23 protein-coding genes are annotated in these 20,836 nt (G+C 43.2%); 16 read left to right on the top strand and 7 right to left on the bottom strand.

Going from position 1 to position 20,836, the window contains the following annotated elements:
* Window positions 1-5 precede the first annotated feature (5 nt).
* A complete protein-coding gene (locus AC3WT9_RS07460) occupies window positions 6-2,270 on the top strand; it encodes a M56 family metallopeptidase (protein WP_492407525.1) in 2,265 nt (754 codons plus the stop codon).
* Between the two features lie 12 nt (window positions 2,271-2,282).
* Here AC3WT9_RS07460 and AC3WT9_RS07455 read toward each other — a convergent pair whose 3' ends face one another.
* Window positions 2,283-2,759, bottom strand: coding sequence for a GNAT family N-acetyltransferase (locus AC3WT9_RS07455; RefSeq protein ID WP_341092693.1), 477 nt, complete (start codon window positions 2,757-2,759; stop codon window positions 2,283-2,285).
* Between the two features lie 420 nt (window positions 2,760-3,179).
* On the opposite strand from AC3WT9_RS07455, the gene AC3WT9_RS07450 reads away from it, so the two are divergent.
* The 3 genes from AC3WT9_RS07450 to AC3WT9_RS07440 all read left to right on the top strand — a co-directional run bounded on the left by AC3WT9_RS07450 (window position 3,180) and on the right by AC3WT9_RS07440 (window position 5,821).
* Window positions 3,180-3,914: a helix-turn-helix transcriptional regulator gene (locus AC3WT9_RS07450; RefSeq protein ID WP_341092694.1), complete on the top strand. Its 735-nt coding sequence runs from the start codon at window positions 3,180-3,182 to the stop codon at window positions 3,912-3,914.
* A gap of 93 nt (window positions 3,915-4,007) precedes the next feature.
* Window positions 4,008-4,652, top strand: coding sequence for a hypothetical protein (locus AC3WT9_RS07445; RefSeq protein WP_341092697.1), 645 nt, complete (start codon window positions 4,008-4,010; stop codon window positions 4,650-4,652).
* A 242-nt stretch (window positions 4,653-4,894) separates the two neighbouring features.
* Window positions 4,895-5,821, top strand: a complete 927-nt coding sequence (locus AC3WT9_RS07440) for a hypothetical protein (RefSeq protein WP_341092699.1) — start codon at window positions 4,895-4,897, stop codon at window positions 5,819-5,821.
* 1 nt (window position 5,822) lies between these two features.
* On the opposite strand, the gene AC3WT9_RS07435 is transcribed toward AC3WT9_RS07440, so the two are convergent.
* On the bottom strand, window positions 5,823-6,290 hold the full coding sequence (locus AC3WT9_RS07435) for a hypothetical protein (RefSeq protein ID WP_341092700.1): 468 nt from the start codon (window positions 6,288-6,290) through the stop codon (window positions 5,823-5,825).
* Between the two features lie 126 nt (window positions 6,291-6,416).
* Here AC3WT9_RS07435 and AC3WT9_RS07430 point away from each other — a divergent pair, with 126 nt between their 5' ends.
* From AC3WT9_RS07430 to AC3WT9_RS07405, 6 genes are all read left to right on the top strand, one after another.
* Window positions 6,417-6,905 (top strand): hypothetical protein, encoded by a 489-nt coding sequence (locus AC3WT9_RS07430; protein WP_492407524.1) that lies wholly within the window; start codon window positions 6,417-6,419, stop codon window positions 6,903-6,905.
* A 267-nt stretch (window positions 6,906-7,172) separates the two neighbouring features.
* On the top strand, window positions 7,173-8,531 hold the full coding sequence (locus AC3WT9_RS07425; protein WP_341092704.1) for a hypothetical protein: 1,359 nt from the start codon (window positions 7,173-7,175) through the stop codon (window positions 8,529-8,531).
* Window positions 8,524-9,159 carry a hypothetical protein gene (locus AC3WT9_RS07420; protein ID WP_341092705.1) on the top strand — a complete coding sequence of 212 codons (636 nt, stop codon included), beginning with the start codon at window positions 8,524-8,526 and terminating at the stop codon, window positions 9,157-9,159. Before AC3WT9_RS07425 ends, AC3WT9_RS07420 begins: the two co-directional genes overlap by 8 nt.
* A 92-nt stretch (window positions 9,160-9,251) precedes the next feature.
* Window positions 9,252-9,833: a hypothetical protein gene (locus tag AC3WT9_RS07415; protein ID WP_341092706.1), complete on the top strand. Its 582-nt coding sequence runs from the start codon at window positions 9,252-9,254 to the stop codon at window positions 9,831-9,833.
* A 92-nt stretch (window positions 9,834-9,925) separates the two neighbouring features.
* The gene (locus tag AC3WT9_RS07410; RefSeq protein WP_341092708.1) at window positions 9,926-10,558 is read left to right on the top strand and encodes a hypothetical protein; all 633 of its coding nucleotides are present in this window, start codon (window positions 9,926-9,928) and stop codon (window positions 10,556-10,558) included.
* 95 nt (window positions 10,559-10,653) lie between these two features.
* The gene (locus AC3WT9_RS07405) at window positions 10,654-11,235 is read left to right on the top strand and encodes a hypothetical protein (protein WP_341092709.1); all 582 of its coding nucleotides are present in this window, start codon (window positions 10,654-10,656) and stop codon (window positions 11,233-11,235) included.
* A gap of 151 nt (window positions 11,236-11,386) precedes the next feature.
* On the opposite strand, the gene AC3WT9_RS07400 is transcribed toward AC3WT9_RS07405, so the two are convergent.
* From AC3WT9_RS07400 to AC3WT9_RS07380, 5 genes are all read right to left on the bottom strand, one after another.
* Window positions 11,387-12,028: an ABC-2 transporter permease gene (locus AC3WT9_RS07400; RefSeq protein ID WP_341092711.1), complete on the bottom strand. Its 642-nt coding sequence runs from the start codon at window positions 12,026-12,028 to the stop codon at window positions 11,387-11,389.
* Window position 12,029: 1 nt separating this feature from the next.
* Entirely contained in the window at window positions 12,030-12,893 is an 864-nt protein-coding gene (locus AC3WT9_RS07395) for an ABC transporter ATP-binding protein (protein ID WP_341092712.1), read from the bottom strand.
* Window positions 12,890-13,270 carry a GntR family transcriptional regulator gene (locus AC3WT9_RS07390; RefSeq protein ID WP_341092715.1) on the bottom strand — a complete coding sequence of 127 codons (381 nt, stop codon included), beginning with the start codon at window positions 13,268-13,270 and terminating at the stop codon, window positions 12,890-12,892. The genes AC3WT9_RS07395 and AC3WT9_RS07390 overlap by 4 nt, the downstream gene beginning before the upstream one ends.
* Before the next feature lie 356 nt (window positions 13,271-13,626).
* Window positions 13,627-14,091 (bottom strand): hypothetical protein, encoded by a 465-nt coding sequence (locus AC3WT9_RS07385; protein ID WP_341092717.1) that lies wholly within the window; start codon window positions 14,089-14,091, stop codon window positions 13,627-13,629.
* A 235-nt stretch (window positions 14,092-14,326) separates the two neighbouring features.
* Window positions 14,327-15,409, bottom strand: a complete 1,083-nt coding sequence (locus AC3WT9_RS07380) for a YiiG family protein (protein WP_342481811.1) — start codon at window positions 15,407-15,409, stop codon at window positions 14,327-14,329.
* A 477-nt stretch (window positions 15,410-15,886) separates the two neighbouring features.
* Between AC3WT9_RS07380 and AC3WT9_RS07375 the strand changes: the two genes are divergently transcribed.
* From AC3WT9_RS07375 to AC3WT9_RS07350, 6 genes are all read left to right on the top strand, one after another.
* Window positions 15,887-16,642 carry an N-acetylmuramoyl-L-alanine amidase gene (locus tag AC3WT9_RS07375; protein ID WP_341092719.1) on the top strand — a complete coding sequence of 252 codons (756 nt, stop codon included), beginning with the start codon at window positions 15,887-15,889 and terminating at the stop codon, window positions 16,640-16,642.
* A 32-nt stretch (window positions 16,643-16,674) separates the two neighbouring features.
* Window positions 16,675-17,646 (top strand): copper amine oxidase N-terminal domain-containing protein, encoded by a 972-nt coding sequence (locus AC3WT9_RS07370; RefSeq protein WP_341092721.1) that lies wholly within the window; start codon window positions 16,675-16,677, stop codon window positions 17,644-17,646.
* Window positions 17,647-17,729: 83 nt separating this feature from the next.
* Window positions 17,730-19,037, top strand: a complete 1,308-nt coding sequence (locus tag AC3WT9_RS07365) for a hypothetical protein (RefSeq protein ID WP_341378410.1) — start codon at window positions 17,730-17,732, stop codon at window positions 19,035-19,037.
* A gap of 130 nt (window positions 19,038-19,167) precedes the next feature.
* Window positions 19,168-19,830 carry a DUF2625 family protein gene (locus tag AC3WT9_RS07360; protein WP_341378411.1) on the top strand — a complete coding sequence of 221 codons (663 nt, stop codon included), beginning with the start codon at window positions 19,168-19,170 and terminating at the stop codon, window positions 19,828-19,830.
* Window positions 19,827-20,336, top strand: a complete 510-nt coding sequence (locus AC3WT9_RS07355; protein ID WP_341378412.1) for a hypothetical protein — start codon at window positions 19,827-19,829, stop codon at window positions 20,334-20,336. The genes AC3WT9_RS07360 and AC3WT9_RS07355 overlap by 4 nt, the downstream gene beginning before the upstream one ends.
* Window positions 20,337-20,385: 49 nt before the next feature.
* Entirely contained in the window at window positions 20,386-20,682 is a 297-nt protein-coding gene (locus tag AC3WT9_RS07350) for a metallophosphoesterase family protein (protein WP_341378413.1), read from the top strand.
* Window positions 20,683-20,836 lie beyond the last annotated feature (154 nt).

Below are 20,836 nucleotides of genomic sequence, written 5' to 3'. Positions count from 1 at the left end.
GCTGCTTGCTGGAAGCTGCATACAATCTGTTCGTCAAGGTAGTGTCGCTGTCCGCTATGGCGAGCGTGCTGACGCTGCTGATCCTGGCTGCCCGGTTTCTGTTCAAGGATCGTTTAAAACCGGCCTGGACGTATCTACTATGGATACCGCTGATTGTGAGGTTGGCCATTCCTTGGGCACCGGAGAGCGCGTTCAGCATTTTTAATCTGCTGCCGCTGGAGAAAGAACTGGCGCAGACTACCTCCATTCCGTCAATGCAGCCGATGGTCGGCATTAAGCTTGAGGCCGGGTGGACCGGTGGAGAATCAGGCTCCCCGCCTGACGCTGGAACAGCAGGTGCCGGACTTTCACCGCTAACGACGATACCGGGTCTAATACCGGATAATCCGACCTCGCCGGTTAGTGTTATTCAGCCGGGGACAGGGAATGCTCTGGCTGCAGATGCAGGCTGGACGCCGCTATATTTGCTGGGACTGGTATGGCTTGGTGGAGCTGCAGTGGTACTGGGCCTGTTGGTCCGGGCGCAAATGCGCTTCACGGCGAGGGTTCGGCGGGAACCGGAGGTCATTTCTCCGGACATCCGAATGTTGTTCGAAACCTGTCTTTGCGAACTGCAGGTGCGTCGTCCGGTGAAGCTGATCGAGACGAGGCAGATTCCCGTCCCGGCGCTGCTCGGTGTTATTTGGCCCAGGCTGCTGCTGCCGGCATCCACGCTGCATACTCTGGAGGCAAGCGGGCTCCGCCATGTATTTCTCCATGAACTGGCGCATTTGAAACGCCGCGACATTCCACTGAATCTGCTGACAAGCTTGCTGCTGGCCCTGCATTGGTTCAACCCGCTGCTGTGGTATGCCGTACGCCAAATGAAAGCGGATCAGGAGGTCGCGTGTGATGCACTGGTCTTGACACATCTTGAACCGGAATGCCACAGAAGCTACGCGCTGACTCTTCTCAAACTGTTGGAAACATTACCTGGCCCGATCAGTCTGGCCGGAGCAGCTGGCATTTCAAGCAATAAAAAGGAAATGGAAAGAAGGATAATCATGATCACAAGGCATAAGAAAATCACAGCAAAGAACACGCTGTTGGGCCTGGCCGTAATTATGCTCTTAAGCGGCTGTAGCCTGACCGGGGCCAAGCTGAATTCTGCGCCGGTCCCGGAGAAGAGTACTCCTGCTGCTTCCCCGGCAGCTTCACAGGATAAAGATACCACTGCATCCGGTGTCAAAGGGACTCTGTTGGGAGAAAAAAACGGGATCACTGTGACCGCTAAGCCCACAGGGGAGAATACGCTTTTGCATGAAGTCACAGTTAATGTACGGGGTGAAGTGAGCCGCACGTTCTTGTGGGATGCCGGTAAAGACGAGACGCGGCCTCCGATCATTGATGAAGCTGACCTGAACGGGGACGGTACTAAAGAAATCTTCATTCGTATTACGACCGGCACCGGCACAGGACTTTATATGAATGACATTCATGTTCTGCAGCCTGTTACCCTGGAAGAGCTTGTGGTGGAGGATCCGGTCGAAGCGCTGAATCAGAGGCTGAAATCCTCCATTACACACCGCGATAACCATACCTATGTCTCTGCTGAACTGGATGGAAAGCATATGAGCAAAGTTTATGATTACACTGAGGCAGCATGGGGGGAGAAGGTCGGATTTGGTGCTATAGTTTCGTATGAGCTGACAGGCGGCCGTATCGTGGCCCGCTTGTCCGGCGCTGCGTCTATGACTGAGTTTCCGCTCGATGTTGTTGTTGTTTACGGCAAGGACCTGACCCTTGACAGCGTACAGATGTACTATGGCTCGTTCGTTGCTCCGCCGCTCAGCGAACAAGAGATCAAGTCCATGATGGAACAAAGGCTTCCTGCAACCGGCTGGACCTTTGGCAAAGACGGCGACCAATACACTGTGGATTTCACTGATCCGCCGAACGGCGAAGGGCAAGGTAACACCTATAAAATCAATCCGTTTACCGGAACGGTTTATGACGCTATCTCCGGCAATCCCTTGAGAAGCCTTGTAAACAGGGAAGCGATAGATTTGTGGGAGATCTCTGACGGCAGCAAATACCAGAAGGAGCTGTATAAGCTGCTCCAGCCCATTCTGGATACCGAAGGCTTCGAGCCGGTCAGCAAGGACTGGATTTCCGGCTTTACCGGGGATGGTTATTTGTTCGGTGAAGTCAGGAAAGAGGGCAGGGAATTCACGATTAAAGCCGATGTCTTTACCAGCCAGTGGGAAGAAATTCCTGATCCGTATAAATAGTTAAGCCGCATTTCAGATTTGCAATACGGTTACTAACTCGTTGTTACAGATTTCGCCGTTGTCACGGAAGCCGAAACTTTCATAAAGCTTTTGGGCGAAGGAATTTTCGCCTGCATAAGGGATCCAGCAGTAATTTGCAGGCCCGGCTGGAAAGGTGCGGATAAATTCCAAAATCTTTGTCATAGCTGCCCGGCCATAGCCCCGATTCTGGAATTGCTTGTCAATCATTAGCCGCAGGATGCAATAATTACCGTCTGCTACTGACGGGAGATCGTATCCGGTGATTCCATAAGTCAGCATTACAAAACCGACAGGCTGTTCATCCGCATAAATAGCAAATGGAAACGGATGACCCCCATTGGTGGTCAGAACATAACATGAAGCCATACTTGACAGATTGGACGCAACATAACGGCGTTGGTCTTCTGAAACCTCCAGATTAAAGATGGCACGCCGGTTTTCCAGCGTGATTTTTCTGAGCGTAATCATGTAATGTGTCTCCCTTCATTTTTCGTTTTGCGCCGCGGCCGCTTATATAACATACAATTTATACAAAAAAAGTAATAGACTTATATTGTATTTTTTTATAGACTAATATGTATCCATGGCTTTTTTAGATATCGTCTTATTTGGCAGTGTTGGCTACCCCCCACATAATTGTTCCGCTTTTATTATTTCGTTAACGTATAGCTTTACGCCGCCAGAACCTTGGCGGTTTTTTTGCATTCTCCGCGAAAAATACTTCTATATAGATTGAACTTAAAAACTTGAGATAAGGAAAGGAGGAACGGAAGATTAAAATTTAAAGAGAGTTATTCATAAAATTTAAGTTCTCCTGCAGTTATTCCGATATGTATAAAAGGAATATCCACAATCTGGATGAGCATAAACGGAAGGAGAAATATAGTAATGATTAATATCATCGATACATCTTGCAGACTTGGGAAAGAAGGCTGCTTGCTATCGAATACGCAGCAATTTATCCGGAAAAGTGCACCGAATCAACTATTAATTGAAGTTTTCCAGGACTGTATATTCAATATTAAAGAACATCTTTCCGGCACTTTTTTATTTCTTCTTACGGATGAAGAGGGAGTTCTGCTCGCGATGGATTACAGCCCTAACTTGGAGAGAACAGTGAGCAGGTCGCCTATTCACTTAGGAATGCTTTTTACAGAGGATCATTGTGGTGTAAATGCAATATCAGAGGCCATTGCCCAAGGCTGTCCTGTGTATTTACCGCCTGAAGATCATGAGAACCCTTTTTTTAAAGATTGGCATTGTTTTTCGATTCCTTTAATTGTTAATGAAGAAATTGTTGGTTATCTCGATGTCTCCACGATTAATTCGGATATGAAAAGTGAATTGATCGCGATTGCCAAGCTGATTCCGGCAGATATGTTGATCAATTACCAGGACCAGCTTGTAAATCAGGCCGCTGAACAGCTTTCAGCACAACTAAGTGAACGTCAATTAAACGTACTTGAACTGATTTCTCAAGGACTGACAGGAAAAGCGATTGCTTCAGAATTAAAAATCAAAGAGTGTACAGTGAATCATCATAAGAAAATTATTTTTGATAAATTGGATGTTCGATCCAGCTCAGAAGCTGTTTCTGTCGCGACCCGGATGTCATTGTTTTAGCACTTCCCTATAGTTTTATATAGTGGGAAATGATGGGGCAACATGCTAAAATTATCTGGTGTTTAAAAAAGAGAGAGACATCAGGAGGGTATAATGAAGAAAAAAGTTGGATTATTATCAATGGTAATGGTTTTAATGCTGATGATGGTTACGGCATGCGGGGGGAAAGATAAAGAAGTAAGCTTAGGTGTGACTGAAAGTGGTACATATAAGAATGATTACTTTGGTGTGTCCCTTAACTTCCCAAAAGAATGGGTTTTCCAGAACAAAGATGAGATGATAGAGACTATGGAGGCTGGCTTGGAAATTGTTGCCGGTGATAATGCAGACAAGAAGAAAAAGTTGGATCTGGCAAAAACCAAAACACTTAACCTGTTGATGGCTTCCAAATTTTCGTTAGACTCAGGTAAAGTCGGACCTTCCATTGTCTCTGTTGCCGAGAAGTTAAGCATGCTCCAAGGTATTAAGGACGGTAAGGACTATCTGGAAGCTTATATAAAGCAGGCGAAGGCAAGCCAGCTGCCGTATGAATTTGCAGAAATCACGACGGTAAAAGTCGGTGGCAAAGATATGGACATGTTGAAAGGTACCATTGATAACGGAGACTTGGGAGTAGTCACACAAGAATATTACAGCACATTAATTGAAGGCTATTCATTCAACTTTATTCTTACATACGTAGATGATGCGTCGAAGGCTGAAACGGATAAGATTTTGGAATCTGTTTCGTTTAAATAATAGGCTGGCCTATAAGTCCAAACTGTAATAAAACACAGAGCAGCGATTCTCCTGTTACCGGAGAACTGCTGCTCTGTGTTTTTTGGGTCATTAGCGGCTTGAAATGGAGGGAATGACATCTCTTTATTGGCGAGAGAGCTGCTATAATGACGTGGAGGAATACTTGAAAAAATTTGGACGACGTATATAAACTGGGTTTTCCTGAGAGCAGATTGGCATTTATTATGAGAGGGGACAATCAGATGGTTACATTGAATCATGCGGCGTGGAGCCGGTTATCCGGGCCTGAAAAACAACAAATGCTGCAGGAACGGCTGCCGAAAGGCTTCTCGTTCTGTCGGCTGGAGCGCTTTGAACGTTATGGGCAGAGTTTGGAAACGGGAGTGTGCGCCTATGAAGGGGTCGAATTTGTATTTGTTCCCGGCAACGAGGTAACCTTGGGCTGGGACGGATGGTCCGGGGAGCCGGACAGTACAGCCTCCAGGGTTATGGAAGAAAGTTTTGCGCTAATCAGGGTGGCGTCCGAGAAGGTGGAGGAGAGGCTGCGCGGAATAATGACTCCAGTCAGAAACGCTGTCATCCAGCCGATGTTGGTAGAACGTAATACCCAGTCTGTTGGCTGGACAGAAGTGACTGCCCGGGAGCTGGATGCAGAGAAACACGCCGAGCTGTTCGAGCGGTTGGATACGTTCAAGAACAATTCTAACGGAAACCGCGAATACTATCCTTCCTATCGTCTGGATCGTGATGGTGAACAGATCCGCATCTATCTGTTCAATGAAAGTGAGGATTTCGAGGATTGGGCCGATTACACATTGAAGCGGGAATTTGACATTCCGACTGAAGACGAATGGGAGTATTTGTATGGCGCTGGCTGCCGGACCTTGTTCCCATGGGGAGACGGAATGAACGATTCCATGCATCTTGAGCTGCCGAATGCTTTCGGGCTTTACTTTCTGGGAGATCCATATCAGAAGGAGCTGACCAGGACTGGAGACGGTGGGTCGATTGGCAAAGGAGGCGACGGTATGGTTATTCACAGCGGCGGTCCGGGCGAGTTTTTCAGTTATTTGACAACGGCTGTATATTACCATGACCATCATGAAGACGAACAGGAATGGATGGATTGGCTCGATCAGCTGCATTACCGGCGGATTGTGAGGCTGTAGTCTATACCTGGTAGATTTTAAGCTCCTGTTGAAATATTCTGTCTCCATAACGGAGGGTAAGGGGATATTGCTCAGGTCTTGTCAGCTTATAAAGTACAGACTGGCCTTCATGGTAAAAGACTTTGTGTTCGCACTCATCATACAGTTTTCGGGACAACTGCTGAATCAGCTTATGATTATGGGTAGCACGCCATCCGAACTGTACCATGCCCAGCTGGTCTATCGGATCTTGATAGGTGTCCAGGATAATGTAAGTTCCAGGTTGATCCTTATGGACATATTTAAGCACATGACCAGTATGGACAGGCTGTTCCAGAGCATATTCATAGATGTCATGGAAAGGGATTGTAATGTCCAGAGCGTCCATGATGTTCTGAAAGTTAGGATGTACCAAATATTCTGCCGCATCTTCATCCGGCCAATAAGCCAGTTCAGATAAAGGTGCCATTATTAAAAATTGTTGCTCCAAGCTGCTTCCTCCTTTTATTTCATAGTACCTTCAAGTGTAAGAGAACAAGGTTTGCTTGTAAAGGGAGGGGGCGTACTGCAGAGGCATTAATTACTCAGGGGAGGAAATATGATGAACCTAACTAATTTGTCAAAAAAAGAACGCGGGAGCCTGGCGATTGACTTTACGGAGGCCGAGCAGAAGGTTGGATTTCCATTATGCGAGGGCATAAAAAGCTTGTATACTCGCTCATTTGGGGAGATGGACAGCAGTGTTTTAAATCTCAGAGAGAAAGTCCATATCAAACCGCAAGGAACTCGCTGGGATACTTGGTTTTCGTTCAACAATTGTGAAGGAAACTGCGAGGTCATGTTGAGTATGCCCGGCTCGGAAAAAGAGCTTGCGGATTTTATTGCATACGGGTTTCGTGAATGGACCGGCGGCAATGATTTTGGCAAACGGATGATGATCGGTTCCTTGTTTGTCAACATCGGCGATATTTGTATCCTCCTTAATAATGACACAGGCAAGGTTGAGTGGATTGATTGCGGTTACGGTTATTTTGACACTTATGACGAAAATCCAAACGGTGTTCTAGCGGATTCGATTGAAGAATTTTTGGGGTTTTTCGAGTGAGAGGTAGAGTTTATCAAGCGATTCAAGCGAAACTAAATAGCCAGTCGCCACTTCCGGCGACTGGCTTCTTTGACTTGTAAGGTGTTTTGATCCCAGTCTCACAAACGGGGGGCTTTCCCATTGCTGTGGAAGAATTTTATTGTTTATATGGAATATAATGAAAAAATATTTTATAACCGATATACATAATAAAGGAAAAAATGGTTCTTATGTCTTGAGGATATAATTGGAAAACTGGCGAATCGAGGTGGATGGATGGGACTTTCCATGAGAATTGAAGGGCTGGATACGGAAGACAACATCATTGAATTGTATGAAGAATCGTTAGTATCTACCGAATATCTACACAATACTATTGGGAATGCGATGGCAAGGACCGGGGATACGGGGTATGTCCTAAGAATAGTCGGAAGAATAGAACCTTCCCTTAAGAGTGAACAGCGGACTACTCAAAAAAGTATTTTGGAACTCACCAAATGGGCGTATTTACCCTATGCTCCCGAAGCGGACTTTTACCGGAAGGTGTCTATTGTCTATGAGAAAGGAGAACAGATTGTACGTGAATTAAACTTTACCAAAGCTTATGTACTTAATTATGAAGAGAATTATGACAACCACACCGGTACAGGCAGCTTCCACTTAACCTTAGGGCAAAAACGGGGTGAACAGGGCAAGATCAATTTTGGTGAGCAAGAACAGGCAGACGCTGCAAAAGTGTTTACTCCACTATTACCTAACGCATTTCCTCCGAAGCCCCCGGCTTATTATGATCTCCTGAAGATAAGGATACCCGAACCTGTGGATGCAACCTCGGGAGCCGCACCTACGAGAAAAGAGCTTATTGAAGCCTTGTTCATTAAGAAGATGGGGACCTTTTCCGGGATGGCAGATCATGATACATATCTTAAAGAAGTGATTAAACGATATATGAAGGGCACACCTATTGCGCAGGAAGTATTTTTGAAGTATGTGGAAGATGACTCAATGAAAGAACTCACGGGTGTTGATGATGGTTCTTATTATCGTGATTCCAAGGAGAAAGTTTTTCTGAATATTAGAGGTGATTTTACTGATAAAGGTACAGGTGTAGTTTTCTTTCATGAGTATGGCCATTACATTGATCATGCTGCGGGCGATTTATCCGATGATAAGACCTTCCGGGAGAATTTAAGAGCTGATTTTAAAAATATAATGGAATCTCGTGCGAATGCAATGTATTTAAGCGAGCTGGATCCTAAACTAATATCGAAGCTAGGCAATACAAAAATAAGACTCGAAGACATTATGAATCCGGATTATTGGAATGGGAAGGAGAAATCATTAATTGATTACAAGAAATTATACGAGAAAATAAGTAAGGAATTAATGCCCAATAGCCTTTCTGCGGTATCCGATCTTTATAGTGGATTAAGTATAGTAAAGGTAAATAAGAATACCAAGAGAATCCTGGGGAAATGGCAGCATCCTGTGAAATATTGGACAGAAAATCCTGATAAAATATATATAGAAGCTCTTGCTCATTGTTATGAAGCTCAATTTGATCCAACTAGGCGCGCTAATTTTAGGAAGTATTTCCCAACTGCCTATAAGAGATTCGAAGAATTACTGGAGGGAGCTCATGACTAAGAGAAAATGGAAGCTTTGTGGAGTAATTGTATTCATCGTCTTAATTACAACTGGCGGTTGGTTATGGTATAGCCACTCCAGGCCGGAAGTTCGTTTATCTGGGGAAGCGGCAGAACGTAAGAAATTAGAGGAATCGCTAAGAGCGAAGGAAAAGCAGGTGGATTTTTATTTTCATGAAGTGAATGAATTGATACACGAATTGAATCAGGATAAATTAAGAGATGATCTTACAAAAGGAGGAGAAGAAATGAGCATAGACGGGCGATTGGTATGGGATATGTTGGAATCAGAGGAATATAAGAATATTTTGGAAGAATATAGTGAACATTATGGTGTTCTAAGTGAACATAAGATCCCTAAGACAGAGACAATAGAAGGTCTGCACTATAAGGTTAAGGAAAGTAGTGATTATGGCTATAATTTGTTACCCAAGTATTATGGCTGGACTGAAGCTGTGAATAATATAGATACGAAAGAGTTTCGAGATTTAAACACCCTTTACAATGAACATTTTGATGATGGTATTCCTACCGAGATGATCTTCGGAACTATGGAAGAGTTAATCGATATAGTGAATAGAAGTGTGAAAGAAGGCAGGGATTTGCTGCCAGAGTATTATCGGTACTAAAGTAGGATGAGACCGTATTTCCGTAACTTTAGCTGGAGATACGGTCTTATTATTATTCTACAAGAGATTCGGAGAGTTACTGGAGGGAGCTCATGACTAAGAGAAAATGGAAGTATTGTGGAATAATTGTGTTCATCGTCTTAATAACAACCAGCGGTTGGTTATGGTATAGCCACTCCAGGCAGGAAGTTCGTTTATCTGGGGAAGCGGCTGAACGTAAGGAACTGGAGGAATCATTAAGAGCGAAGGATAAACAGATAGATTTTTATTTTCGTAAAGTGAATGAATTGATACATACGTCGAAAGATCAATTGGTGTGGGATATGCTGGATACGGAAGAATACAAGGAGATTCTAGAAGAATATAATAAACAGTACGGCTACATGGACGAGGACGGCATACCCAAAACTGAAACTCTTGGAGGATACCGATACAAGGTACGAGAAAGCATTGCTGAGGGTTATAATCTGTTACCCAAGTATTATGGCTGGACCAACGTCTTGATGAGTTTGGATACGAAAGAGTTTCGAGATCTGAACACCCTATATGATGAACATTTTGGAGAGGGTATACCTACCGAGCAGATATACGGAACGATGGAAGAGTTAATCGATATAGTGAATAAAAGTGTAAAAGAAGGCCGGAATTTACTGCCGGAGTATTATGGACTCTAAAAAGCAGGTAAGACCGTATTTCCGTAACTTTAGCTGGAAATACGGTTTTATTTTATTCTATAAGAGATTGAAAGAGTTGCTGGAGGGCGTGCATGACCAAGAGGAAATGGAAGTATTGTGGAATAATTGTGTTCATCGTCTTAATAACAACTAGCGGTTGGTTATGGTATAGCCACTCCAGGCAGGAAGTTCGTTTATCTGGAGAAGCGGCTGAACGTAAGGAACTGGAGGAATCGTTAAGAGCGAAAGATAAACAGATCGATTTTTATTTTCATGAAGTGAATGAATTGATACACGAGTTGAATCAGAAAAAATTAAGAGATGATCTTACAAAAGGAAAAGACATGAGCATAGACGACCAATTGGTATGGGATATGTTGGAATCAGAGGAATACAAGAATATTTTGGAAGAGTATAGTGAGTATTATGGCGTTCTAGATGAATTGAATATCCCTGAGACAGAGACAATAGAAGGGCTGCGCTATAAAGTTAAGGAAAGTATTGATTATGGATATGATTTGTTACCCAAGTATTATGGTTGGTCTAGAGCAGTGATGAATATAGATACGAAAGAGTTTCGAGATTTGAACACCCTATACAATGAACATTTTGGTGATGTTATTCCTACAGCGGTGATCTCCGGAACGATGGAAGAGTTAATCGATATAGTGAATAGAAGTGTGAAAGAAGGCAGGGATCTGCTGCCAGAGTATTATCGATATTAAAGCAGCGCATGACCATATTTCCGTGATTTTTGCTGGAAGTGTGGTTTTATTTTTATTCTTCTATAAGAGATTTGAAGAGTTACTGGAGGGAGCTCATGACCAAGAGGAAATGGAAGTATTGTGGAATAATTGTGTTCATTGTATTAATTACAAGCAGCGGTTGGTTATGGTATAGCCACTCCAGGCAGGAAGTTCGTTTATCTGGGGAAGCGGCTGAACGTAAGGAACTGGAGGAATCATTAAGAGCGAAGGACAAACAGATAGATTTTTATTTTCGTAAAGTGAATGAATTGATACAGACATCGGAAGATCAATTGGTGTGGGATATGCTGGATTCGAAAGAATACAAGGAGATTCTAGAAGAATATAATAAACATTACGGTTACATGCATGAGATAGACATTCCCAAAACTGAAACTCTTGGAGGATACCGATACAAGGTACGAGAAAGCATTACTGAGGGTTATAATCTGTTACCCAAGTATTATGGCTGGACCAACGCCTTAATGAGTTTGGCTACGAAAGAGTTTCGAGATCTGAATACCCTATACAAAGAAAACTTTGGTGAGGGTATTCCTACAGAGGAAATCTACGGAACGACGGAAGAGTTAATCGATATAGTGAACAAAAGTGTGAAAGAAGGCCGGAATCTGTTGCCGGAGTATTATCGGTACTAAAGCAGCATAAGACCGTATTTCCGCGATTTTAGTTGAAGTGCGGTTTTATTTCCATCACAACGAGCCCGCGTACTACGCGAGCTCGTTATACCGATAAATATAATGGTTAAAAAACTTATATAAATTCCAGCAAACAAGCTTATCGAAAGAATTAAAATTCCTTATTCCTATGTATCTGTACCGATAGGAGATAAGATGCCACAAACATTACAACCGCAACAATTAAAGAGGCAATTCCTACCTCGCTGCCATTAAAATTTACATTATCCCATACCATTCTTAGAAGAACCCACACCACAATTCGGATAACCACTGACAAGCCTGACGACACAAAAATCATCATCTCACTTTTCTCAACTCCGAATCTTAAAATAACCGGATATAAAATGGAAATTGTTGAAATAGAGAGTGACAGGCCCATAGTATACCCAGATGACAAATTCAAATAACTAGTAGTATCTAAATCTCTTAAATAGAAAAGAACCGGAGTAAACAAGCTGATTGCAGTACCCATTAATATCAACATGATAAATGAAATGTATTTGGCATTGATAATAGTTTTCCTTTTTATTGGCAAGGTAATTTCTATCCTACTCCATTTAGATGCTTCATCGATCTGCAGAGAAGAACCTACATTCACAGGGAAAACCATAATCTGTGCAGCAATGACCGCATTAAGTACAGACGTATCGCCTGCCACAAAAGAAACAAACAACAAACATAAAGCTATTCCAAAGGATGTCTTTATGTTGTTCTGCATGGAATAAAAATTGTTCAACAGTAACCCTTGCACGTTATTCCTCCCCCTTTACCAGGAGCAGCATAATTTCATCAATAGATACATTATCAACAATAATACCGTCATATTTTCGCTCGAACTCTTTTTTATCTTTTACAAGAACGTCTGTTTGAAAATTCTTTACTCTGTACGCAAGTCTATCGGCTTTATCAATACGATTGAACTGATCTATTTTGCAGCGGGCCACTCCGTATCCATAAATCAAATCATCTTTCTTCGCAGTAAGGATAATTTTTCCTTGATGAATAAAGGTTATAAAATCAGCGATTTTTTCCAAGTCACTTGTGATATGGGAAGACATAAGGATTGAATGGCTTTCATCCTCCACGAACTCCAGAAAAACCTCCAAAATTTCTTCTCTGGTAATGGGGTCTAAACCGGAAGTTGCCTCATCTAAAATAAGTAACTTGGGATGATGTGATAATGCGACTGCAATAGCAAGCTTCATTGTCATTCCTCGTGAAAATTCCTTGATCTTTCTATCCATAGGAAGGTCAAACTTACTCGTGATATTTAAAAAGAAACCCTGATTCCATTGTTTGTAAATTCCGCCCATAACCTTTGCAAGTTTATTGGGTGTCACAACACCTGAAAAACTCGCAGCATCAAAGACAACTCCTATGTCTTCACGAATTCCTATGTCTTTGTCTGTCATAACCTGACCCAGAATTTTAATAGTTCCACTATCTTTTTTAACTGTGTTCAATATGGATTTAATGGTCGTTGTTTTTCCAGCTCCATTTTCACCAACAAATCCCATAATTGTTCCACAAGGAATAGAGAACGAAACATTATCTAAATGAAAATCAGAATTAGAATAGGTTTTAGTTAGTCCTGCTATTTCTAGACTATGATTCATTTTTTATCCTCCGCATAAAAGACAGTCAGCATTTCTACCATCTTTTCCAATTTAATTCCGCTCGTTCGGGCAATTTCAGCTGCAATAGTTAAGTGCTCTTCAATTTTCTTCTGTTGCTCTTCTTGAAAGACATCTTTATTGGAGGCAGATACGAAACTTCCACGTCCAACAGTTGTTTCAATGAATCCATCCCGCAGCAAATCTTCATACGCCTTTTGGACAGTAATGACACTGACTTGAATAGATTTTGCTAACGACCGCATGGAGGGAATAGGGTCTCCCGCTTGCAGTTCTCCACTCATAATCATTGTTTTTATTTGCGAGGTTATCTGTTCATAAATGGGCTTATTCCTATTACTGCTAATAATAATTTCCAAAAAAGTCCTCCTTTCCGCGAACAGTGTACTTAATGTACCAGTACAATATAACTGATCTGCTTGCTTTTGTAAATATTCCCTGTGTAGGAAGGTGTAAGTTTAAGTGGTCCCGAAGTAAGTCTCCTTGCTTCCAGAAGCTGTAGCTTAATAAATAATTATCGGGTTGATGCTTGTAGGATAACGTAGCTAATGAAGGGAGGGGGCCTTGTGAGTTTTGGTGGCGAGTGAAGTCACATCAGTCTCAATCAACTCGTGTAACCAGCGCTGTGACGCAGAGCCGAACGGCTCTGCCGTGCGGAATATCGGCGTGGAGTGTCTTCTGGCTGATTATGGCTAAATAACACTGGTAGCCAGTGTCACAGGTCGTAGGATTTGAGTTGCTGTTCAAAGACGGTATTGTAGTGGAAAGTTCGCGAATATGGGCCTTTTCTCAGTATATGGTAGAGTACACTCTGACCTTCCTCGTAGCGAACGGCATATTCGCATTCATCATAGAAGTGCCTGGACAACTGCCGTATAGTCTCCCCTCTGTTCACGGTGCTCCAGCCAAACTGTATCATATCAAGTTGGTCCAACGGGTCTCGATAGGTATTCAGGACAATGCATTCCGAGGGTTGTTCCTGATTGCGGAATACCAGCATATCGCCAGTATGTACAGGATTGCTGAAGTAGTGTTCATGAATCTCCTCCACAGGAACGGTTATACCAAGTTCATTCAAGATCGCCTGGAAATTCGGGTGTGTCACATAGTTATCATCCCACTCATCGGGATAAAACACCAAATCGCTGATCGAAGCTGTAATCCAAAATTCAATATTCATTCTGTATGCCTCCGTACTCGAACTCAAGGGATAAATTACTTGGAGATCATTATAACACCAAATAGATAGGGGGATTAAAGGGTGAATGAAACAGAGAGCGCGAAAGCACAGCAAATGGAACAACTGTCCGTTCACGGAGTGTCTTCTTCATCAAGCCTAACGTTGATCCTACTAACATAAGGGCTGATCCAAGTAGCCATTTCATGGCTTTGGGTCAGCCCCTGCATAGAGTAGCTTACTGCAATTGGTTGTATTCTGCGATTAATTCACTTAAAGACTTGCTGAATTTCTCGGGTGTGCCTGACTGATTTTCGCGGAAGAAAGAGCTTTTCAAATAAAAATCTTCTACACGCTGCTTCTTGTTGACACGTTCGATAATTTCAGCACCTGAAACTTTGACTTTCTTGGCTGCATCAACATATCTTTCGAGCGAGTGGCTAGAGAATCCTTCCGATACGACTCTTGTCTCGTCTGCCGCATATTCCATCAGCAGCTTGAGATCTTCCGTCAGAACAGCGTATTTCGCTTTGAATTTCGCCATATCCAGCTTCAGAATGTTGTCCGCCAGAATTCCCTGGTCATCCATCTCCGTTGCCAGGCCTTCCGCATCCAGTAAAAAGAGCATCACGGTGTAATTCAGATCCTGACCGTTATCCTTGTATTCTTGAAGACTGTTTCTTGTGCGTTCATCCTCCATCTCGCCAAGCAGCGAGAAAAACTCGCTCGAAGCTTCTTCATAGGCAGCCTCTGCCTTGACAATTCGGGTATGCATCGTCTTGCTTCCGGCAAACTGATCATCGACATAGCCTTTGATCTCGTAATACTCATGCGCTTCAGCCAGTGCGGCAAGCAGTTCTGTCAGGATTGGCTCCAGCAGGCTGACCTGGGCGTCCAGTTTCCCGAAGCTTGGCTTGTCGGTAGCGGCGGCGAACGCAGTCTGCATGGCCTTCTCACCGGATTCGCTTAGAGAGAGCATTGTGGCGCTGAAATACTTGTCAATCACCGGCTTGGCCTCATAACCGAACTCTTCAAAATAATCATTCAGCACATCCTGGAGCCGTCCTGTCATTGCGTTGTTCAGGTCTACATAGGCATTGTATTTGGCCAATTCCTGGGCCTCGAGTTCTAACTTGGCGGCTTTCTCGTCGATGGCCTCAGTGGGGGCAGGCGCTGAGCTTGAAGCTTGCGCGGTTTCCACGGCTGCCTTGGAGTTGTTGCCATTCGCACCTGTTTCATGTTCGGACTTGCTCATTGAACAGGAAGTCATTAGGGTGCTAATAAGTACTAAAGATGCAATCAGTGTAACATGGGACTTCACGATTATTATCCTCCAAATCTCTCAAAACAGTTAATATTATGTATTAAACATAATATATTCTTCGGCTGCTAATCCCTGAAAGTGAATATTTGAAAGAAACCTACTTTAGTGTTCCCGGTGATAGAGTCGGATTCGGGGAGAGAATAATTCTCATTTTTTTGAATTGAAGCACAGTTTATTTATGGATATACGCATGATCAAGGATTTATCAAACGTCAGATTAGAAACCATTTTTCTTGTTCATAAGTAGTTTTGACTTCATTGAAAATTTACATTTGTGCAGAATATGAAGGGATATTTTGTATGATGTCGAATTATGTATTACGGTATAACTATTAAATAATAATACCACTAAGTTTAGATTAAAATGGGAGAATAAGGAAAGGAGGTACTAAGTCCCACCTGTTGCGGATGTTCCATTACGGAGTCAACAAATTATATAGTGGTGATCCTTGGCCTAACTGATAGGAGTTAAAAATGCGCGCGAAATTGAATGCAATCCTCTTAGCTATTATGATTTTATTAACGTCAGGCAGCCTTCCAAATACAGTAGAGGCGAAAACAGCAGATGTAACATCATTAGCCAGTACAATGGGAAAGACGGTTATCTGCATAGATGCGGGACACCAGAGTAAAGGTAATAACTCTAAAGAGCCCGTAGCGCCAGGAAGCAAAACGGTTAAACCAAAGGTGTCAAGCGGTACGCAGGGCATAGCTACTGGTAAAACCGAATACAAACTTACACTGGAAGTGGCGTTGAAATTGGAGCAAGCCCTTCAGAAGGATTACAAGGTGGTAATGATTCGCCGCACTAATAATGTGGATATATCAAACAGCGAGCGTGCCATTAGATGTAATCAGGCAGGTGCCGATATGACCCTTAGACTACACGCAGATGGGAGCGTTAATCGCGAGATTCAAGGCATGTCCTTTCTCTATCCTTCTACTGAGATCCCATCTACGAAGAAGATTGCATCGCAAAGTTTGGAGATCACCAAGGTTCTGTCTAAAGCGGTGCTGAAAGAAACGCAGGCGGCATCGCGCGGATTAATTCCTAGGAGTGATCTTACCGGGTTCAACTGGTCAACCGTACCGGTTGTGCTTATCGAAATGGGATTCATGACGAATCGTAAAGAAGACATGAAGTTAAGTGAGGATGAATATCAGGACAAGATTGTTCAAGGAATTAAAAAAGGTCTGGATTCGTATTATAAAGTTGCTGCGAAGAATTAAACTCTATATATGAATCCCCCCGTCCATATTTGATGAACGGATTTCTTTCTGTCTTTTGCGGTTTACATAGAATATATATAAAGGGGAATACCAACATATTTAAGACAATTACAATTAAATTATCAATTCTTTTAATGATATTCATGTGTTTTGTAAGTGTGACAAGTGTAAATGCTGCAAGTAACGAAGTTACTGTGAGGCTCGATGGTACGAATTTGCAATTTGATGTTCCGCCCCAAGTAATAAATAATCGTGTTATGATACCGATGCGAGTTATTTTTGAAGCATTAAATGCTACTGTTAAATGGGATGATGCTACACTATCGATTACAGCCTTATCTAAAAACGGTGATGTGGTTAAGCTCTCAATAGGAAATGAATATATTTATAAAAATGATAGAAAAGTGACTATTGATTCCCCGCCAGTATCGATAAATGGGCGTACATTAGTGCCCGTTCGTGTTATCGCAGAGTCATTAGGCAGAGCCGTAAGTTATAGATCAGATTCACGGACGGTTATTATTGAGCCTGTTGACACTTCAAAAGAAGACAATTTAATAGAAGACACATCAATAGATACTTCAATAAATACTTCAATTAACACAACAACACCTGTACCTACAGAAGAGGCTGCTTATGAAAAAATGATTGCCCTAAAGGAACAATATCCTGAGGGAATGGCATGGACAAACGGTAATGTTTACGCGTGGAATGGTGGCATTTATAGTAGAGGTTATGGCTGTGTGGGGTTTGCTTTTATATTAAGTGATGCGGCATTTGGTAACTTACCCGCTCGCAAGCATACGGATTTTAACAATATTCAAGTTGGAGATATTGTGAGGATTAATAATGATACCCATTCAGTGATTATTCTCAGCATAGATGACACAAATATTACCCTTGCGGAAGGGAACTATAATTCATCTATTCACTGGGGACGTATGTTTACTTTGGAACATATAAAAGCTGTAGGCGATTATATTATCACAAGATACCCTGAGTAAAAATAAGGGCTGGCTCCCGTAAAGGGGCCGGCTTTTTCGATCTGACAAATGAACATTTATGTGAAAATGGGGCTATAGATTAAATGAGAACATTACATGTTTTTCTACTGTTACTGTTGTGTATTACGTTGAACGGATGTACTAACTTCCAATCAAAACCGGATATAGGTTTGCCCCGTATTAACGAGTCGGACTCAAGCGGTTCCTATCAACGTGAATTGGAACAATTGAAAATTAAACTAAGTAACAGTAAAAATCAAGATTTAAAGAATGAGATAAGACAAAGTAATCTGGATCAGTTTATTTCGGGGTTAGTTGCTCTATTAAACATGCAGGACAGTATTAAAATAAAGGATAGTGAACTTAGTAACAAGTTTGATGAAGTAGTTTTTGCATCGACTAAAGCGGTAGTACATGAAGGCGGAAAATTTAATATCAAAGTTGTTAATTTCCAGGCGCCTCTAGGTCTAAAGGGTAAGCTCGAGGATAAATATACAGTTATTCAGTGGTGGAATGATGAGCAGCATGTACATGCCCAATTAGTTGTGAATGAAGATTCAGAGATAGTTAGAGATTTTGTGATTCGTACTTATAACGATAAGATAGAGCTTTTATTAGGAGGTTACCTTTCTTTGTATTCACCTACGCCCGTATTTGTATCGTCGTGGGAGCTGGACAATCAGAAATGGACTGAGAAGAAACATAGTTTCACTAACACAATTAGCTCTAATGATTTTTGGGACCTGAGTATTGTAGATAACACACTTATTGTTGAAAACCAGCAGTATATAGGAATGAATATAGAGATCTCAGAGCATACAAATGGATTTGTAATTACAAGTGATAAAGATGCAAGTGTAACCGTACAATTTTCTGGAAAAGGTGTTGAGGTACGGCAAGCACTGAAATCATTTAATGTTGATGGGGCAGAACCGCAAAAAATAGACATCAATCAATACACCGTAGACAAAGACCAATCCTTTACTACCAATCTAAAAGGCTGGGGGAAAGTGAAGTTTGTATCCACCGTAAGGAACACAAATGGTATGGATCAGGCATATTTTTTCCTGTTGGATAGTGAAGAGCATATTTTGTATTCGTTTCCTGTATTTAATGGAAACAGCAGAGGAACGCTGAAGGCGATCAAGGGAGTATCTTTCAAGGATGTGAATCTGGATGGATACACTGACATTGCGATCATCGGTGAGTACATTACAGGGGACGGCACTGAGGGTGTAACTCCATTCCCCGTAGCAGGTATTTATTTTCAGCAATCAGACCATAGCTTCATCACACGGCTCGAACTGGATGAGGAGATCAACGGGAAAGGGCATAACCGGACGCTTTATGATGTGATTCAATATGTAAGTAAAGCCGTATCGACCTCGTAGGCTCATATCGAGGACAAATCCATTTGGCATTATTGGTGTGTTAGATTTGGGTATATATTGGTAGAAGTACATATAGCCGCATTATTGGCGCGATCACGAGATACATTATAAATGAGAGAGGCGGAAGAATATGCACTCATTATCTGTAGCAGAATTGGTGGATTTGGAGAATCATGCTTGGGAAGAAGTCAGAGAGCTGCTGAGTCAAGGTACTCGCACCTATCGGCTGACAGCAGCGGAACCGGAAACAGCAGCACAGACGCTCGTTCGCTTACAGGTGAGCACCAAGTCTTATCTGGGAGCGATTGCTTACGAGACCGGAGGGATCGTTTTTGAGCATGGCTGGATTACACTTCTTGGCTCTGGCGGCGAAGGCATCTATGGGAGTCTTACTTCCTGGAATGGTCTTGCAGCCTCACAAGATATTCCTGCATTGCCCGGCCTGCTGATTGTGGCTTATGATGCTGCAGGCGGTTTTTTTGGACTTGATGTGGGACGGTTCGGGCAGAGCGGGCATGTATATTACTTTGCCCCGGATACGCTGGAATGGGAGTCGACCCAATTGGCCTATTCCGGGTTCATCGGCTGGCTGGCGGAAGGGGATCTTGATCTGTTCTATGAGACATTCCGCTGGGAAGGGTGGGAAGAGGCGGCCCTGAAGCTTCAACCTGGTCAGGTCTTTGGCTATTATCCTCCGCTGTGGGCTAAAGAAGGCAGCGGCCAATTTAGCCGCAAAGCGCCAATTCCTATACTGGAGGCTTGGCAAGAGGCGAGGAGTGAAGGTAAAGCGTGAGCAAGAGAAAGGCAGGAAAAACAGGCAGAGCAGCGCTTAAGATCGTAAGTATTGCCGAAGAGCCGCTTGAGCAAATTCCTTATGTCAGTGCTGCGGCGGGCGGCCAAGGGATCTCATATGAATGGCTTCCTGTATATTGGGGAGAAATTCTGGGACTCCCTCAGGATGTGGATGCGCTGATAGTGGCATCGGATCTTCAAGGTATGGCCATTCATAGCACAACCGGTGAATATGGCGACTCACTGCTGGGTGAGGTACTTCCTGAATCGCTGGAGGTTTTGCTCCAAATCCACATGCCGGCCGTAGATCCCGAGAAGGTGCTAGTCTGTTTATGCGGTGATTTATACGGTGATCCCGCCAAAAGAGGTTCAAGCGGTGACCCGCTTCCGGTATGGAAGGCATTCCGCAACAAGTTCGGCACGGTGCTGGGCGTTAACGGCAATCATGATTTGTTGTCCCGTGAAGGGCAAGCCGAGCTTGCGTCTCATACCGGATCTGTTCTCTGAACCTGATATTATACGGCAGAAGGGGCTACATATAGCAGGTCTTGGAGGTGTGACCGGAAGAGGGGATAAACCGAACCGGAAGCCTGAAGGTGAATATCTGGAAGCGCTGCGGAACCTGCTGCATCGTGACCCGGATGTGCTTCTGCTGCACCAAGGCCCCGAGGTTCCCGAAGCCCGGCTTCCGGTCCATTCAGGTATCCGTGAACAACTGGAATCCGGGCCCGAACTCTTATTGTTTTGCGGGCATGTCCATTGGGACCAGCCCCTGGCGGAGCTTGAGAATGGCACCCAGATTCTAAACACGGACGGAAGGGTGCTGCTGTTCACCGCTGCGAGTCTGCAATGAATGGATAACTGCTGAGACAATGCCGGCTGCTGCGATTTATATCTATGAAGGGGAGAGTCTACGCTTCGCTTCGGAAAACATTTTCAGTGTAGGATGTATCGAGCGTTCGCTCTTAGCAGATCAGCCGTTATTTCGTGCAGCAAATGGGCGGCAA

It is taken from the genome of Paenibacillus sp. EB106-06-01-XG199, assembly GCF_058791575.1.
This window is presented reverse-complemented; position numbering and strand designations above follow the sequence as displayed.

Coding starts and splice junctions, on each gene's coding strand:
- AC3WT9_RS07450 (WP_341092694.1), top strand. CDS start 3,180: ATGATTAATATCATCGATACATCTTGCAGACTTGGGAAAGAAGGCTGC.
- AC3WT9_RS07415 (WP_341092706.1), top strand. CDS start 9,252: ATGACTAAGAGAAAATGGAAGTATTGTGGAATAATTGTGTTCATCGTC.
- AC3WT9_RS07420 (WP_341092705.1), top strand. CDS start 8,524: ATGACTAAGAGAAAATGGAAGCTTTGTGGAGTAATTGTATTCATCGTC.
- AC3WT9_RS07365 (WP_341378410.1), top strand. CDS start 17,730: ATGAGAACATTACATGTTTTTCTACTGTTACTGTTGTGTATTACGTTG.
- AC3WT9_RS07370 (WP_341092721.1), top strand. CDS start 16,675: ATGAACGGATTTCTTTCTGTCTTTTGCGGTTTACATAGAATATATATA.
- AC3WT9_RS07425 (WP_341092704.1), top strand. CDS start 7,173: ATGAGAATTGAAGGGCTGGATACGGAAGACAACATCATTGAATTGTAT.
- AC3WT9_RS07395 (WP_341092712.1), bottom strand. CDS start 12,893: ATGAATCATAGTCTAGAAATAGCAGGACTAACTAAAACCTATTCTAAT.
- AC3WT9_RS07360 (WP_341378411.1), top strand. CDS start 19,168: ATGCACTCATTATCTGTAGCAGAATTGGTGGATTTGGAGAATCATGCT.
- AC3WT9_RS07410 (WP_341092708.1), top strand. CDS start 9,926: ATGACCAAGAGGAAATGGAAGTATTGTGGAATAATTGTGTTCATCGTC.
- AC3WT9_RS07455 (WP_341092693.1), bottom strand. CDS start 2,759: ATGATTACGCTCAGAAAAATCACGCTGGAAAACCGGCGTGCCATCTTT.
- AC3WT9_RS07445 (WP_341092697.1), top strand. CDS start 4,008: ATGAAGAAAAAAGTTGGATTATTATCAATGGTAATGGTTTTAATGCTG.
- AC3WT9_RS07375 (WP_341092719.1), top strand. CDS start 15,887: ATGCGCGCGAAATTGAATGCAATCCTCTTAGCTATTATGATTTTATTA.
- AC3WT9_RS07405 (WP_341092709.1), top strand. CDS start 10,654: ATGACCAAGAGGAAATGGAAGTATTGTGGAATAATTGTGTTCATTGTA.
- AC3WT9_RS07385 (WP_341092717.1), bottom strand. CDS start 14,091: ATGAATATTGAATTTTGGATTACAGCTTCGATCAGCGATTTGGTGTTT.
- AC3WT9_RS07440 (WP_341092699.1), top strand. CDS start 4,895: ATGGTTACATTGAATCATGCGGCGTGGAGCCGGTTATCCGGGCCTGAA.